We start from the raw sequence: 15,667 nt of genomic DNA, 5'->3' as shown, positions 1-15,667 counted from the left end.
GCGAGAAGGCGACGCGCTGGCATAGACGGCCACTCGACGGCTATGCTACGCTCTCTCCTTCGTGGAGACGACGCCAAATCGGCAGCAACCATCGTTTCGGCGCTTGTTGGTAGACCTGCCTGTGACGGCTCCGGCGCACTATGGTGCGTTGAGCGTCCGACACGTCAACGGAGGCAAGCGCCCACCCGGCGTTTGGCCGGGGTGGTCCGAGTCTCCGGCGAGCCCGCTTGTGATCACATCCGTGGTCGTCTCCCCAAGCGGGTTTTTGTGCTTTGTGCCTCGCTCAATCCTGCGCCAGTGCAGCGGCGGCGGTTTCGGGCGGCAAACGGCGCTCCGTCGCCGTCCTTTTCTTTGGGGCGGCATGCACTACACTGAAACGTAATCGAATTCCGGAATCCCTGCTCATGAGTCTGAAAGAACGCATCAACGAAGACATGAAGACGGCCATGCGTGCCAAGGCCGCCGATAAATTGGGGACCATCCGTCTGTTGCTTGCGGCAATCAAACAAAAGGAAGTCGACGAGCGCATCGAGCTTGACGATGCCGCCACCGTCGCTATCGTCGACAAGCTGATCAAACAACGCAAGGATTCCATCAGCCAGTTCCAGGCTGCCGGCCGCACTGATTTGGCCGACAAGGAGGCCGCTGAACTCGAAGTGCTCAAGGTCTACATGCCGCAGCAGCTCTCGGCAGACGAAGTCGCGCAGGCCGTGAAGGCGGCGGTGGCACAAACGGGTGCCGCCGGACCGCAGGACATGGGCAAGGTGATGGGCGTGCTCAAGGGCCTGTTGGCCGGTCGCGCCGACATGACCGTCGTGTCGGCGCAAGTGAAGGCGGCGTTGGCTGCGTAAACCAGTGGTGCGGTACGGGGCCGTCGCGCTTGCGATGGTTCGGCGCCGCGCTGCGATGGCACCGATCCAGTGATTCCCCAGTCGTTTTTGCAGGACCTGCTCAACCGCGTCGACATTGTCGAGGTGGTGGGTCGTTACGTTCAGCTGAAAAAGGGTGGGGCGAACTTCATGGGGCTGTGCCCCTTTCATAATGAGAAGTCGCCCTCATTTACGGTAAGTCCCACCAAGCAGTTCTACCATTGCTTCGGGTGTGGCGCGCACGGCAGCGCGATCAGCTTCCTGATGGAGCATGCCGGACTCGGTTTCGTCGAAGCCGTCGAGGAGTTGGCCCGCAATGTCGGGCTCGATGTGCCGCGTGAGGCGCCGATGCCGGGCGCCCCGGCACCGGCAGCGCAGCGTGCGCAAACGCTCGGACTGGTGGACGTCATGACGCGTGCCTGCGACTACTATCGCAAGCAACTGCGCGGCTCGCCGGTGGCGATCGAGTATCTGAAGCGACGCGGACTGACGGGTGAGATTGCCGCCCATTTCGGCTTGGGTTATGCCCCCGATGCATGGCAGAACCTTGAGGCCGCGTTCGAGAACTACCGCGACGACCAGTTGCTCGATGCCGGACTTGTCATCGAGAGCGAAAAGGCAGAGGCGGGTAGCGTGAAACGACGTTACGACCGTTTCCGTGACCGGATCATGTTCCCGATCCGCAATACGAAGGGCCAGGTGATTGCCTTTGGCGGACGCGTGCTGGACAAAGGCGAGCCCAAGTACCTGAACTCTCCGGAAACCCCGCTCTTTAGCAAGGGGAGCGAGCTTTACGGACTTTTCGAAGCGCGCCTCGGGATTCGCGACGCGGGGTACGTGCTGGTCGTCGAAGGCTATATGGATGTCGTGGCGCTCGCGCAGCTCGGCTTCCCGCAGGCCGTGGCCACGCTGGGCACCGCCTGCACGCCGATGCATGTACAAAAGCTGTTGCGTCAGACCGAAACGGTGGTGTTCAGCTTCGATGGCGACGCCGCGGGCCGACGCGCTGCGCGCCGGGCACTCGAAGCCTGCCTGCCGCACGCCGACGACAACCGGAGCTTCAAGTTTCTGTTTTTGCCGAGCGAGCATGATCCGGACAGCTATGTGCGTGAGCACGGCACACAGGCGTTTGCAGACGAAGTCGCGCGCGCCATGCCGATGTCGCAGTTCCTGATCGGCGAGGTGACCGCAGGCAAGGAAATGCATCAGCCGGAGGGGCGGGCGCGCGCGTTGTTCGAAGCCAAGCCGCTATTGCAGCAAATGCCGGCGAACGCGCTGCGCGGTCAGATCATCCATGCGCTCGCCGAGCGGGTGGGCAGTTCGGTCGAAGAGGTGGCGGAACTGTGCGAGTTGCATATCGGCGCGGCACGCCGTCAGAACCCGTGGGATAAGGCGCCAGCCAAGCGCGAGAAGCGTCGTGTAGTGGGCACCGAGCACCGGGCATTGCAGAATTTGCTGATGTTCCCGGCGCTTGGAAACGAATTGACGGAAGAAGAGACCAAGATTTTGCGCGAAATGAGTCATCACGGCGAGATTTTCTCGGAAGTGTTGACGCTTTGCCGCGAAATGGGCGCGCAGGCCGACTTTCGCTATCTGTCCGACCGGCTGAAGATTTCACCGAATTGGGCGAGTTTTGACGACATCATCCGCGAAATCCTCTCGTTCGAGGAAAATGCGCGCGATCTGATGTTGTTCGACCCGGAAGACGAGGCGCAGGTCGAGCGTCGCGAAGAGCAGATCGCGTTGCGGCTCACCGAGTTGCGCAGTGCGATCCAGCGACTGCACTACGACCGGTTGTGCGAGGAACTGGAGTCGATTTTCAAGCGGACGTCGTTGACGTCCGATGAATTGCGCCACGCTCAAGCGCTGTCGCGCGAACGCGACGAATTGAAGCGGTGGCTGGCTACGGCCGGCACAGGAGGCACGCGAAGTTGAGGTAAGCCCGCGTGCTACAATAGAAGGTTTTCAGTGGGCTGTTTTCTGGCAAGCGAGATCGCTATGGCAAAGATGACAACGACCAGCGGAAAAAAGGCGGTAACCCCTTCACCGAAGGCAAAGCGCACGGCCAGTGCGGCGGCGGCATCTGGTGGGAAGGGGGCGTCTCGATCTGCGAAAAGTGTCGTTGCAGCAAAGGCCGGTGCGGCGTCGCAAGCCAAGAAGGCAGCCAGCCAGGCAAGTTCGGCGAAACGTACTACGCAAACAAAGGCAGCTGCCGGTGCCACGAAGGCGACCGGCAAGACGGCTGCGAAGGTGACCGATGTCACCAAGCGCAAGAGTGCGACCGCCACGACGGTGGGGGCTGCGAAGGCAGCCAGGCCGACGGTGAAGTCCGAGCCGCCCGTCAAGGTCAAGGCGACCCGAGCGGCAACGGCCACGAAGGCGACGGCAGGCGGGAAACCGCAGGCCCGACAACCCGCTGAAAAAAGCGCGAAGAGCGCAACTACCGCCAAGGCTTCGAGCCTGGCGGGCCGCAGTACACCTGCGACGAAAGCCTCACGCAAGACCGGGGCTTCCAGCAAACCGGAGGCAGTGGTGGAGGTTACGCCGGCAGCAGTTGAGCCGGTCGTGCCTAAAGCACGCGGCAGGGCCGCGAAGACCAAGGTCCCGGTGGAGCAGAACGTCGCAGCGAATACTAATGATCAACCCGTGAACGAAGATCAGACCAAAGTGGAAAAGCAGAAGGCGCGTGATCGCCGGGCAAAAGAGAAAGCACTGCTCAAGGACGCATTTTCCTCGCACCAGCCCGGTACGGCCGAGGAACTTGAGGAACGTCGCGGCAAGCTGCGGACACTGATCAAGCTGGGCAAGGAACGAGGCTTCCTGACCTTTGCAGAGATCAACGACCACCTCCCCGACGACGTGGTGGAAGGCGACGCGCTGGAAGGCGTGATCGCAACGTTTAACGACATGGGCGTTGCCGTGTACGAGCAGGCGCCGGATGCCGAAACGCTGCTGCTCAACGACAATGCGCCGAATGCGGCAACGGACGACGAAGTCGAGGAGCAGGCGGAAGCGGCCCTGTCGACCGTCGACTCCGAGTTTGGTCGCACGACCGACCCGGTGCGTATGTACATGCGCGAGATGGGGACTGTCGAGCTGCTGACGCGCGAAGGTGAAATCGAGATCGCGAAGCGCATCGAAGAGGGCCTCAAGCACATGGTGCAGGCCATCTCCGCATGCCCGACGACGATCGCCGAGATCCTCGCGATGGCCGAGAAGGTCGAGCGCGAGGAAATGCGTATCGACGAAGTGGTCGACGGCCTGATCGATCCTAATGCGGAAGCCAATGCGGCTGCCGCAGCCTCCGAAGACGAAGACTTCGACGCCGATGCGGAAGAAGACGAGGAAGAAGAGGAAGAGGAGGAAGGCGACGAAGAAGAGGATAGCGGCGGCAGCGGCGGCGCGGCTTCGGCAGCGCAGGTCGAACAGCTCAAGCGTGACTCGCTCGCCAAGTTCGCAGTGATCGCCGACTGGTTCGGCAAGATGCGCCGCGCGTTCGAGAAGGAAGGCTACCAGTCGAAGCCGTACGTGAAGGCTGGCGAGTCGATCCAGGCCGAGTTGATGACGATTCGCTTCACTGCGCGTACGGTCGAGCGTCTGTGCGACACGCTGCGTTCGCAAGTGGACGAAGTGCGCAACATCGAGCGTGCCATCCTGAACATCGTGGTCGACAAGTGCGGTATGCCGCGCGCGGATTTCGTGTCGCGTTTCCCGGGCAACGAAACCAATCTCGATTGGATCTACACGGTCGTGGCCGATAACAAGGCCTACAGCTCGGTGGTCGAGCGTAACGTGCCGGCCGTGCAGGAACTGCAACAGAAGTTGATCGACCTGCAGGCGCGTGTGGTGTTGCCGCTGGCGGAACTCAAGGACGTCAATCGCAAGATGTCGGAAGGCGAGCGCCGTGCCCGCAAGGCAAAGCGCGAGATGACCGAAGCGAACTTGCGTCTGGTGATTTCGATTGCGAAGAAGTACACGAACCGCGGTCTGCAATTCCTCGATCTGATTCAGGAGGGCAACATTGGCCTGATGAAGGCGGTGGACAAGTTCGAATACCGTCGTGGTTACAAGTTCTCGACGTATGCGACGTGGTGGATCCGTCAGGCCATCACGCGTTCGATCGCGGACCAGGCGCGTACCATCCGTATTCCGGTGCACATGATCGAAACGATCAACAAGATGAACCGGATCTCGCGTCAGATCTTGCAGGAAACCGGTGTCGAGCCGGATCCGGCGACGCTGGCCGAGAAGATGGAAATGCCGGAGGACAAGATCCGCAAGATCATGAAGATCGCGAAGGAGCCGATCTCCATGGAAACGCCGATCGGTGACGACGACGATTCGCATTTGGGCGACTTCATCGAAGATACTGGCACGGTAGCCCCTGCCGACGCGGCATTGCATGGTAGTATGCGCGACGTCGTGAAGGACGTGCTCGATTCGCTGACGCCGCGTGAAGCCAAGGTGCTGCGCATGCGTTTCGGTATCGAGATGAGCACGGACCACACGCTCGAGGAAGTGGGCAAGCAGTTTGACGTGACGCGTGAGCGTATTCGTCAGATTGAAGCCAAGGCGCTGCGCAAGCTGCGTCACCCGAGCCGTTCCGACAAGCTCAAGTCGTTCCTCGAAGGCAATTGATTGCTGCTGAGCGAGCGCCGGTAGTTGAGGGCCGTTAGCTCAGCGGTTAGAGCAGGGGACTCATAATCCCTTGGTCGCTGGTTCGAACCCAGCACGGCCTACCAAAGAAGTAGATAAGCCCCTGACGGTGACGTCAGGGGCTTTTTGCATTCTTTCGACTGAGAATTCAAAGATGGAATACTTGCGAGTCCTCGAGATCAAGTCACAATGGGGCGACGAATCGGGCGTTCCGCCCGTGACGGTCTGCTGATCCAGCCGACGGTTCCATGTAACTGCGGGGTGGGGGGGGGCGATGCGGCATCCCGTGCCACCTCACGTCACATTTGCTTTCAAGTTTTCACTATGATTGTCCGGTTACGTCCGTTACGCTGACTTCGGAAAAAATTCTGCAAGAATAAAGTGACGCTATGGGGCGCTTCTCTCGTTGTGAGCTTGCATTCTTTTTGATCAGTGCCGGATATGTTCTTTCGATCTATGGCAATTTGTATCGACTGCTGCTGATCTGCTTTTTCATCGCTGTCCTCCTTGTTTTCACGCTCTCGGGCTGGCAATTTAAGGACGTCGCTGCCGTCGGAAAGGGCGTTCTTATCGTTCTGCCACTGTATCTTTACATGGCCCTGTCGGCGCTGTGGACATCCAATCCCCGGTTCGGTGTCGAGTACGCGGCCTATGCGGTGTTGTCGGTCTTGCCTGCGCTCAGCCTTGGAATCCTCCTTGGCAGGCACAACGTTCTGGATCGATTGCCGAATGGCTTCGCATTGCTGATCGTGACGTTTCTCGCAATGGCCGTTGTCAATTTCTACCAAGGCGGTGATGCGATGCTCTATCGAGAGGGCTCGTCGATACGGACGGTGTTTGCGATCCTTCTTTGCGTATCCACGCCCATGCTGATGGCTAATTGGCTTGCAGGGCCAAAAGGTGCGAAGTGGTTCAGCGCCATATTGCTTTTGGTGGCCCTATATGCAATGCGAGAGTCGCGATCCGTAGTGCTGCTCACCATCCCTGTCGTGGCCGTTATGTTGTATGTCTATCGGCGGCAGCAATTTCTCGAATATATGAAATTCGCCGTTCCGATCGCCGTGCTGGCCGCGTTGCTGCCGATACTCATTTACGGTTCGGAACCACGTATCGATCTAGGAAGATTGACGTCCGGGACAAGTTTTGACGTCGAAGACGTTCCGGGAGAATTTAAGCTCCCGCCAGAGCAACGCATCGACTTTGCTCGACGCCTCACTACCTACACCGCCCTCCAGAATCTGGCGAGGGCGCCAGTCTTCGGCGCTGGTTATACCGCTGTTTGGCAAGAGAACATGCAAAAGTACGCATACAGCCTCTCCGCGCACGGGTATATCGGCAATTTGGCAGAGACTGGCATTGTCGGGATGGCGATGTTTTTTTCCATCATTACGTACGCGATGATCGTATTCCGGCGGAGCGCACTCGGGAGTTTCTCTCTCCTGTGGACCGGCAAGGTGCCAGTGACGGAGGCAGCGCTGTTCCTTTCATTTGTTGAGTTGCTTTTGCTAGGATTCGTCCATCAAATATTTGAGTCGGCCATTTTCGGGCTTCTCCTGGGGTTGATACTGGGGGTCGCCTGGCGGACGTCGGACAGGTCATTCGCGTTACAAAACGAACGCCGGTCGTGATCTGTAACGTTGCGATCATGCCGGCAGGTGTGGAGAAGGATGCATGACAGTAGAAGATGGCGTGGTCGATGTCGTTGACGAGTCACGCGGGCGATTTGTTGTGCGCTTCGTATCGGGAAGTTGCGCGGTGTTCGAACTGCTGCGGCAGCCGGGGCAGGAGGCCGCTTCGGTGCGCCTCGCGGTAGGCGACACGGTGCGGGCTGCGCCCGGAGGCGTTGGCAAGCTTGTCATGTTGAACATGACGCGAAAGCTGCCGCTGCTCGTGAGCGGCATCACGGGCGCCGCCGACCGTGACCATTGCCTTCGCGCCATGGGCGACTAGCGCCAGAAACTCCGGATCGCCCGATCTCCCCGGACGCCAGGGGGGGCGGTAAGCCCCTCAGCGCCTGGGATCACAGGCGCCGGTATCAAACCGTCACCGTCTCCGCTTTGGAACGCCCGATTTTCGGGCCGACGCCGGGCTTGACCTGCAACATGGCGAAAACCCCGACAGCCGTCGCCACCGCCGTCGCAACGAACATCGACGAGTAGCCGTATTTCGCCGACAGGATGCCGGCCAGCGTCGGCGCGAGCACCGAGGCAATGTTCGCAATGAAGTGCATCAATCCGCTGAATGTGCCCACGCGCGTCGGTGCCGTATCGATCACGACGGCCCAGTACACCGAGTTTGGCAGCGCATTGAGCGCGTTGCCCAGCGTCATCAGCGCAATCACCGCCCACACGCTTTGTGCCTGGGACACCATCAGGAAGCACAAGGTCGTGCATGTGAGCGAGGCCGCCGCGAACCAGCTGCGTGCAATCACCAGCTTGCCCGTCTTGCGGTACAACCAGTCGGAAATGCGCCCGCCGAGCAGCACCGTCACGCATGCGCCCGTCCAGGGAATCATGCCGATGTACCACAGCGACGACAACGTGAAGTGAAACTCGTCCGCAAGATACTTCGGCGTCCAGGTCAACAGCATGAAGTTGACGTAGATAAACGCGAAATATCCGATGGAGTTGAATACCAGCGTGCGACTCCTGAAGAAGCTCCACCAAGGCATTTCACTCGCGGCCGCAGCCGACGACGAATGCTGTGCAGGACGTCCCGCCTGAATCAGCGCCACTTCCGCCGCATTCACGCGCGGGTTGTCTTCCGGACGGTTCGTATAAACGCGTGCGAACAGCGCAATCAATACGAAACCTGCCACGCCAAGCACGATGTACATGGTGCGCCAACTATCGGTCAGCAGCAGCAAGCCGACGGCCACCGGGGCAGTGAGCAACGCGCCCAGCGGCGTGCTCAGCAATCCGATCGACACGGCAAAGCCGCGCTCCGACGGTGAGGCCCAGGCCGACATCGTCTTGTTGATGATGGAGTAGGCCGGCCCTTCGGCAAACCCGAACAGCACGCGAATCGTGGCGAAGCCCGTGAGTGCCGAGCCGCCGAACACCGCGATGCCGATGTCGCCCGCCCAGATCATGGCGATGGCGAACGCCGACCACGCAATGCCCGCGATCACCCATACCTTCTTTGCGCCCAACCGATCCGCCAGCGCGCCGCCGAACAACGCCCCGAACATATATCCGTAACCGAAATAGCCAAGGACTGCGCCCCAACCGGCCCGGTCGAATCCGTACTCCGATGTGATTTGCGCGGCCGAATACGAAATCGCACCCCGGTCGATGTAGTTGACAAGGGCGATCACCACGATCAGCGCAAAGACCGCGAATCGGTAGCGGGTCGCTCCGGCGACCGGATGGCCCGAAGAGGTTGGGTGCATGACATCTCCTGAACGTTGATTGTGCTTTGGGGGACGAGAACGAAGGGGGAATGGCCTTCGCAAACGATTGTCGATTATATATAATGCACAATGCATATCAACTGAAATCAAAAATTCGCCCACCATGACCCAAATCCCCGCCGCTTCCGCCGCTTCCGCTGTTCCCCCTGTCCCCGCAGATTCCATCGCGCCTACGCCGGCCGGTAGTGGGGGGGCGCCCTCTCCGCATGCGTTATTGCCCGTGGTGGCGGTAGCGTCGCTTGGCGGCACGATCAGCATGACGCCCTCCGACGCCGCCGGTGGTGTGGTCCCGACGCTCGACGCCACGCAACTGGCCCGCTCGGTGCCCGGCCTGTCCGAGGTGGCGGAGATCCGGACCGAATCGTTGCGCCAGTTGCCGAGCGCCTCGCTTGGCTACGACGATCTGATGGCTGCGCTCGCCTGGGCAGAGCAACAGATCGCAGCGGGGGCGAGCGGCGTGGTGCTCACGCAGGGCACCGACACGCTCGAGGAGACGGCCTTCCTGCTCGATCTGTTCTGGACGTTGCCCGCGCCGCTCGTGATCACCGGAGCGATGCGAGCGCCGCAGGCCGCCGGCGCAGACGGACCGGCGAATTTGCTCGCGGCGGTGCGCACGGCATGCCATCCCGAGAGCGCGGGGCGCGGTGTGCTCGTCGTGATGAACGACACGGTCCATTACGCACGCTGGGTCAGCAAGAGCGATGCGCTGGCCGTGCAGGCGTTTACCTCGATCGATGGTGGGGTTGCGGCACGTCTGGTGGAGGGGCGGCCAACGTACTTTCACGGCTGCCCGGCACGTACGGAGCCGTTGGCGCGTCCGGTGCGCGCGTGGCCGAAGGTGGCGCTCGTGACCGCCGTACTGGGAGACGACGGCGAACTTGCCGAGATGGCGGTCAAGGCCGGCTACGAGGCGGTCGTGATTGCGGCGCAGGGCGCCGGGCATGTGTCGTTCGGATTTGCACAGCGCATCGGTGCGTTGAGCGCGCAGGTCCCGATCGTGATCGCCAGCCGGGCCGCCGCAGGGTCGACGGCCTCGCAGACCTATGGCTACGTGGGTTCCGAAATTGACCTGGCACGTCGCGGGGCGCACTTGTCCGGCTGGCTGTCGCCGCTCAAGTCGCGACTGCTCGTGACCGCGCTTCTGGCCTCGGGCACGACGGCCGCTGACCTCGGGGACGCACTGGCAAATTGGAGTAAACTCACGCGTCGATAAATCTACACACGGCCTTCCTTTGAAAAGCACGTCCCCCGCATCCGCTTCGGTGACCGGCACCGCTGGCCGCCGCCGGCTCACGGCGTATCAGTACGCCATCGAGACTTTGCGCACCGAGATTCTGCAGGGCCGCTTGAAGGCGGGGGACCGGCTGCGCCAGGACGATCTGGCGCGTCGGCTCGACATGTCGACCACGCCTGTGCGCGAAGCGTTGCGCACGCTGGTCTCCGAGGGGCTCGTGTTTTTCGATGTGCACCGGGGCGCGGTGGTGCGCGGCCTGACGATCGACGACGTCAATGAGTTGTACCGGCTTCGCATGACGCTCGAGCCGATGATGGCCGAGCAGGCAATGGCGACGATTCGCGAGGAAGACATCGCGCAGGCGCAAGCACTGCATGCCGAGATGCTCGCCACGACGGACGTCGTCAAATGGACCGAGCTGAATCAGGCGTTCCACGCGGCGTTGTGGGCCTCGCAGGACGAGTCGCGACTGGCGCATCTGATCAAGACCTTGCGCGACGCGTCGGGACCGTACATCGCCTTGTCGCTTTACATGCGGCCTGTCCACGTCGACGTCAGCAATCAGGAGCACAGCAAGATGCTCGACGAATACCGCGTCCGCGACATCGCGGCTGCACGCAAGCATACCGAAGCCCATCTCGACGCCACGCTGCGCATCATCGTCAAAGCCATCGAGCAGACCGAAGCCCAAGCCGCGGCAAACGCTTGATACCTACCTTGCGCAGGCAGCGTGCTTTGCGGCATCGGCCGAGTGTTGCAAACCTCGCGCGGTCCGTTCGTATCCCTGACGTTTCGCTGTCCATAACGATGGGGCGCGTGTCTTCACCGATTCCGGGTTAACACCTAAAGTTTTCTCGCCGCCTGCCGTAACTTCTGAAGTGGGATCTCCCACCTCGTGGAGCCGGTAGCCTGGGTGCCGGTCTCCTGTCTTCGACCCCCCCTAGCCGCAGGCCTGCCTCGACAGCATGACAGTCTCTTCCCTTAGAACACGCATCATTCTGATTGCGTGTGCCACCGTCATTGGTGCACTGATCCTCTCCGGCATTACCACTTACCTCATCGTGCGCAACAGCATGATGTCCACCATATCCGATACGCTCGACGCCGTGGCGCGTGGCAACACGCTGGCGGTCGAACGCTGGGCTGCCGCCAAGGGCCAGTCGGTGGTGGGCACCGCGGCCGCCGTCGAAAAGGGTGAGCAGGGCGTGGCGCTCACGAAATTGCTCGGCGCCACCAATGGCTTTCCGATCTCCAGCATCGGCTGGAGCGACAAGTCGTATTTCTCCAGTGGCCCCACGCCGCCCGATTACGATCCCACGGCACGCCCCTGGTACAAGGGCGCTACTGCCGCAGGCAAGCTGACCGTCGTCAAGCCGTACGCCGACATCGCCTCGGGCAAGCTGTATGTGTCCTTCGCCGCCCCTATCCTGCGTGATGGCCAGACGCTCGGTGCAGTGAGCGGCGCGGTGCCGCTCGACGCCGTGCAGGATGTCGTGAAAGCCGTGCACCCCACGCCGTCGAGCCTCGCCTTCGTGGTCTCGCGTGACGGTCTCGTGATCGCGCACCCGGACGAAAAGCTTATGCTCAAGGCATCGAGCGATCTCGCCCCTGCGCTCACGTCCGACGCCCTCGGCAAGATGGAGCACGCGACGCAGCCGACGCAAGTCGAACTCGGCGGTGCAGCAAAGCTTGTCAAGGCACAGCCGGTGCCCGGCACCGACTGGCTTTTCGTCGTGGCCCTCGACAAGGCGGAGGCGACTGCCGGCCTCTCGAGCGTGCTCAGCGGCACGGTCGTCTCGCTCATCGTCTTGACGCTGTGCGCTATCGGTATCGCCAGTTTCTTCACGTCGCAGGCGTTTCGCCGCCTGTCGCAGGTGCGCGATGCGATGGACACCATCGGTTCGGGTGGTGGCGATCTGACGCGTCGTCTGGACGTCATCGGCCATGACGAAGTCGCGCAGATCTCGAAGTCGTTCAACGCGTTCGTGGACAAGATCAGCACGGTCATGCTCGACGTGCGCTCGGGCGTTCACGGCATGACGTCCGCCACGAGCGAAATCGAAATGGGCAACCGCGATCTCTCGCAGCGCACCGAGGCGTCCGCCGGCACATTGCAGGAGACGTCGGCGGCGCTCACCGAACTGACCGCGAGCGTCAAGCAGACGGCAGAGGCTGCCGAACATGCCACGCGCCTGGCCAACGAGGCCAGCGACGCCGCTGCGCGCGGCGGGGACGTCGTCACCGGCGCGGTCACGACGATGAGCGAGATTGCGCAGTCGTCCGAGCGCATTACCGAGATCATCAGTGTGATCGACGGCATTGCGTTCCAGACCAACATTCTGGCGCTCAACGCGGCGGTGGAAGCGGCACGTGCCGGCGAACAGGGACGTGGCTTCGCCGTCGTTGCCGGCGAAGTGCGTACGCTGGCGCAACGCAGCGCTGCTGCCGCCCAGGAAATCAAGACGCTCATCGAAGCGTCGGTGCAGAACGTCAGGAGCGGCACGCAACGTGTGCAGGCGGCAGGCGACACGATGGGCGAGATCGTCGATGGCATTTCGCGCGTGCGCCGCCTGATCGGCGAAATCCACACGGCGATGACGGAACAGAGCACGGGCATCAGCCAGATTGACCGCAGCGTGGCCGAGATGGACCAGTCGACGCAGCAAAACGCGGCGTTGGTCGAGGAGTCTGCGGCGGCGTCCGCCATGCTCAGCGAGCAGGCGCGCAACCTCGCCGCCACGGTGGCGCTCTTCCAGTTGCGCGAACATGGCCGTCACGGCGTCACGGTCATGCACGCGTCGCAGGGTACGCGTGGCCCTCGCGACGCACAGCGAGACGAACCGGCATTGGCCGCCTGAGTCGGCGCTGTCTCACGCCGCTGTCTCACGCAACGTGAACTGCGGTGACACCTTTTTCCGTCGCCCTTCCTTAACCTTCTTCGGCACGGCCGGCGCACTGCCGCCGGTCGCTGCCCGCCCGCCGGATTTTGTCGCACAATGGAGCGCACGCCGGCGGCGCTTCCGATATTCCCCAAACCATCCCCAGGCAAGCGGTTCGCGTGGTGTCGGCGACATCCCTATCCCCGGAGGAGATACGTCATGGCGAATCAACAATACTCAGGCGGTTGCCACTGCGGCGATTTGCGCTTCACGGCAAATATTGATTTGTCCAAAACAATTACGTGCAATTGTTCTATCTGCAAAAAGCGCGGATTGATTCTCGCATTCGCGCCGATTGCGGATTTTTCACAAACCGCCGGTGAAGGAAAGGCGCGCGAATATCTTTTCAACAAGCACGTGATACGTCATCAATTCTGCCCAAATTGCGGCGTTGAAGCGTTCGCCTTCGGTCAAATGCCTGACGGCGCCAAAATGGCGGCCGTCAATGTGCGCTGCATCGACGGTATCGATCTCGATACGGTGCACCCGACGCCCATTGACGGCGCGAGCCGTTAGGCGCGGCAGTCAGTGAACGGACACATGGGCCGGTCGCCATGTTGCCGCGTCAGTTCGGCAATGTGGCGATGTGGCGGGTCGCATAATATTCAATCGATAGATTGCAAAATATATTATAAAAAATATTAAAACCCTTGCGCAATTTCCGGTTTGTTTCTGGTTTGTTCGGTAAAACCGGCGTCGGTGGAATTGGCTGGAATTGGCTTCGTTTGGCGAAATCGAAGCATTTCAAAAGCCATTGGATGAGAATCTCACGATTATTGGCTCAAGTTTCTTGAATGGTCGCCCGTTATGGCATGCGATTGTTATCGTTTTGTCGCATATGGAGCGGGCATGAAGTTCTTGAGTCGTCTGAAAATCGGCACACGGCTGACCCTGGGGTTCGCCATCACGTTGGTGCTGTTGTGTATCGTGGGCGGTATGGCGGTGTTTCAGGCGTCGCGAATCTATGCGGGCACACGCGATCTTGCCGACAACTGGCTGCCCAGCGTGCAGACGCTCGGCACGGCGCAGGTCGCCGCCAATTCGGCGCGTCGCGCATCGCTCGCCATGTTGCTGGCCGCCGACGAGAATTCGCATCGGGAAGAGGCCGCCAAACGTCAGGCCGCCATCGATCTGATGGGCAAGACGCTCGACGGCTACACCCGAATGATTGCGTCGGACGAAGACCGCCGCGCTTACGATGCGGTCAAGGCGGCGTGGGCCGACTACGTCGCCATCGACAATCGGGTGGCGTCGCTCGATCAGGGCGACGAGGGCGCGAAAGCCCAGGCACGCGCGCTACTCACGACAGATGCCGTCAAAAGCTTCGCCTCGCTCAGCGAGCGGATCGCCGCTCACGTGGCGCTCAACCGTCAGGGCGCCATGGCCGCGACCGACGCCGCTGCGGCTAACTATCGCGCCGCGTTCATTGCAGCGATCGTGTTGATTTTGCTGGCGCTCGCCGTCGCCACGGTCATCGCATGGCTCATCACGCGCTCGATCACCGTGCCGATCGGCCGCTGTGTCGACATTGCGCAGACTGTCGCGCGTGGCGACCTCAGTTCGCGCATCGACGTCGAAGGTCGAGACGAACTCGCCCAACTCCTCGGCTCGCTCAAGGACATGAACGCGAAGCTCGCGCAAGTCGTGGGACAGGTGCGCACGACCAGCGAGAGTATTGCCACCGGTTCGGCGCAAATCGCGGCGGGCAACACCGATCTGTCCTCGCGTACCGAGCAACAGGCGGCGTCGCTGGAGGAAACGGCGGCGAGCATGGAAGAGCTCACGACCACCGTCAAACAGAATGCCGATAACGCCGAGCAGGGCAACGTGCTCGCGTCGAATGCATCGCACATCGCCCAGCGCGGTGGCGAAGTGGTGCGTCAGGTGGTCGAGACGATGCGTGAGATTTCCGACGGCTCCGCACGCGTGGCGGACATTACGAGCGTGATCGAGGGCATCGCCTTCCAGACCAACATTCTCGCGCTCAACGCTGCGGTCGAAGCGGCACGCGCGGGCGAGCAGGGACGTGGCTTCGCCGTTGTCGCGGGCGAGGTGCGCACCCTCGCGCAGCGCAGCGCCAACGCCGCAAAGGAGATCAAGGAGTTGATCGATGCATCGACGCGTCAGGTCGGCGAGGGGGCAAAGCTGGTGGGCGAGGCCGGGGGAACGATGGACGAAGTGGTGCGCGCCGTCAAACAGGTGACCGATCTGATGGCGGAGATTGCCGCAGCGTCGACCGAGCAGCGCACGGGCATCGAGCAGGTCAATCAGGCGGTCATGCAGATGGATACCGTCACGCAGCAGAACGCGGCGCTGGTCGAGGAGGCGTCGGCGGCGGCGCAATCGATGGCCGCGCAGTCGAGCGGCCTGCGCGAGCTGGTGTCGATTTTCCGTATCGATGGCGCGCAGGGCGCCGCCCATCATGCGGCAAATCGGGCGCAGCGCATGATCGCATGAGTCGGGTGTCGGTGCCCGACCAGACGCAGGCGCGACAGACAAGCGTGAGCGTCGCGTAAAAAACGGCTCGCCCGCGAACGCCGGCGAGCCGTGAATGCCG

General features: G+C 61.7%; 12 protein-coding genes and 1 tRNA gene. 11 read left to right on the top strand and 2 right to left on the bottom strand.

Annotated features, from left to right (window positions below; all coding sequences use genetic code 11):
- Positions 1-404: 404 nt before the first annotated feature.
- Both UC34_RS15930 and dnaG read left to right on the top strand, forming a co-directional pair.
- On the top strand, positions 405-851 hold the full coding sequence (locus tag UC34_RS15930) for a GatB/YqeY domain-containing protein (protein ID WP_044456313.1): 447 nt from the start codon (positions 405-407) through the stop codon (positions 849-851).
- A gap of 69 nt (positions 852-920) precedes the next feature.
- A complete protein-coding gene (gene dnaG / locus UC34_RS15925) occupies positions 921-2,804 on the top strand; it encodes a DNA primase (protein WP_044456312.1) in 1,884 nt (627 codons plus the stop codon).
- Between the two features lie 14 nt (positions 2,805-2,818).
- Here dnaG and UC34_RS25885 read toward each other — a convergent pair whose 3' ends face one another.
- A complete protein-coding gene (locus UC34_RS25885; RefSeq protein ID WP_044456311.1) occupies positions 2,819-3,370 on the bottom strand; it encodes a hypothetical protein in 552 nt (183 codons plus the stop codon).
- 31 nt (positions 3,371-3,401) lie between these two features.
- On the opposite strand from UC34_RS25885, the gene rpoD reads away from it, so the two are divergent.
- From rpoD to UC34_RS15905, 4 genes are all read left to right on the top strand, one after another.
- Complete coding sequence (rpoD, locus tag UC34_RS15920) at positions 3,402-5,507, top strand: RNA polymerase sigma factor RpoD (RefSeq protein ID WP_237165124.1); 2,106 nt, start codon at positions 3,402-3,404, stop codon at positions 5,505-5,507.
- A gap of 28 nt (positions 5,508-5,535) precedes the next feature.
- Positions 5,536-5,611, top strand: a tRNA-Ile gene (locus UC34_RS15915).
- 303 nt (positions 5,612-5,914) lie between these two features.
- Positions 5,915-7,153 carry a hypothetical protein gene (locus UC34_RS15910; RefSeq protein ID WP_044456308.1) on the top strand — a complete coding sequence of 413 codons (1,239 nt, stop codon included), beginning with the start codon at positions 5,915-5,917 and terminating at the stop codon, positions 7,151-7,153.
- Between the two features lie 43 nt (positions 7,154-7,196).
- On the top strand, positions 7,197-7,475 hold the full coding sequence (locus UC34_RS15905; RefSeq protein WP_044456307.1) for a hypothetical protein: 279 nt from the start codon (positions 7,197-7,199) through the stop codon (positions 7,473-7,475).
- A gap of 85 nt (positions 7,476-7,560) precedes the next feature.
- On the opposite strand, the gene UC34_RS15900 is transcribed toward UC34_RS15905, so the two are convergent.
- Positions 7,561-8,916, bottom strand: a complete 1,356-nt coding sequence (locus UC34_RS15900) for an MFS transporter (RefSeq protein WP_044456306.1) — start codon at positions 8,914-8,916, stop codon at positions 7,561-7,563.
- 277 nt (positions 8,917-9,193) lie between these two features.
- On the opposite strand from UC34_RS15900, the gene UC34_RS15895 reads away from it, so the two are divergent.
- The 5 genes from UC34_RS15895 to UC34_RS15875 all read left to right on the top strand — a co-directional run bounded on the left by UC34_RS15895 (position 9,194) and on the right by UC34_RS15875 (position 15,567).
- A complete protein-coding gene (locus UC34_RS15895; protein ID WP_044458269.1) occupies positions 9,194-10,150 on the top strand; it encodes an asparaginase in 957 nt (318 codons plus the stop codon).
- A 19-nt stretch (positions 10,151-10,169) separates the two neighbouring features.
- A complete protein-coding gene (locus tag UC34_RS15890; RefSeq protein WP_084070708.1) occupies positions 10,170-10,880 on the top strand; it encodes a GntR family transcriptional regulator in 711 nt (236 codons plus the stop codon).
- Positions 10,881-11,136: 256 nt separating this feature from the next.
- Entirely contained in the window at positions 11,137-13,029 is a 1,893-nt protein-coding gene (locus UC34_RS15885; RefSeq protein ID WP_084070706.1) for a methyl-accepting chemotaxis protein, read from the top strand.
- 240 nt (positions 13,030-13,269) lie between these two features.
- Positions 13,270-13,626, top strand: coding sequence for a GFA family protein (locus tag UC34_RS15880; protein WP_044456304.1), 357 nt, complete (start codon positions 13,270-13,272; stop codon positions 13,624-13,626).
- Positions 13,627-13,959: 333 nt separating this feature from the next.
- The gene (locus tag UC34_RS15875; RefSeq protein WP_044456303.1) at positions 13,960-15,567 is read left to right on the top strand and encodes a methyl-accepting chemotaxis protein; all 1,608 of its coding nucleotides are present in this window, start codon (positions 13,960-13,962) and stop codon (positions 15,565-15,567) included.
- The last annotated feature ends 100 nt before the right edge of the window (positions 15,568-15,667 follow it).

The sequence above is a fragment of the Pandoraea vervacti genome (genome assembly GCF_000934605.2).
Lineage (GTDB): Bacteria > Pseudomonadota > Gammaproteobacteria > Burkholderiales > Burkholderiaceae > Pandoraea > Pandoraea vervacti.
The sequence above is the reverse complement of the archived record's forward strand: the minus strand, read 5'-3'. Positions and strand labels throughout refer to the sequence as shown.

Coding starts and splice junctions, on each gene's coding strand:
- UC34_RS15880 (WP_044456304.1), top strand. CDS start 13,270: ATGGCGAATCAACAATACTCAGGCGGTTGCCACTGCGGCGATTTGCGC.
- UC34_RS15885 (WP_084070706.1), top strand. CDS start 11,137: ATGACAGTCTCTTCCCTTAGAACACGCATCATTCTGATTGCGTGTGCC.
- UC34_RS15910 (WP_044456308.1), top strand. CDS start 5,915: ATGGGGCGCTTCTCTCGTTGTGAGCTTGCATTCTTTTTGATCAGTGCC.
- UC34_RS15930 (WP_044456313.1), top strand. CDS start 405: ATGAGTCTGAAAGAACGCATCAACGAAGACATGAAGACGGCCATGCGT.
- UC34_RS15905 (WP_044456307.1), top strand. CDS start 7,197: ATGACAGTAGAAGATGGCGTGGTCGATGTCGTTGACGAGTCACGCGGG.
- UC34_RS15875 (WP_044456303.1), top strand. CDS start 13,960: ATGAAGTTCTTGAGTCGTCTGAAAATCGGCACACGGCTGACCCTGGGG.
- UC34_RS15895 (WP_044458269.1), top strand. CDS start 9,194: ATGACGCCCTCCGACGCCGCCGGTGGTGTGGTCCCGACGCTCGACGCC.
- UC34_RS15900 (WP_044456306.1), bottom strand. CDS start 8,916: ATGCACCCAACCTCTTCGGGCCATCCGGTCGCCGGAGCGACCCGCTAC.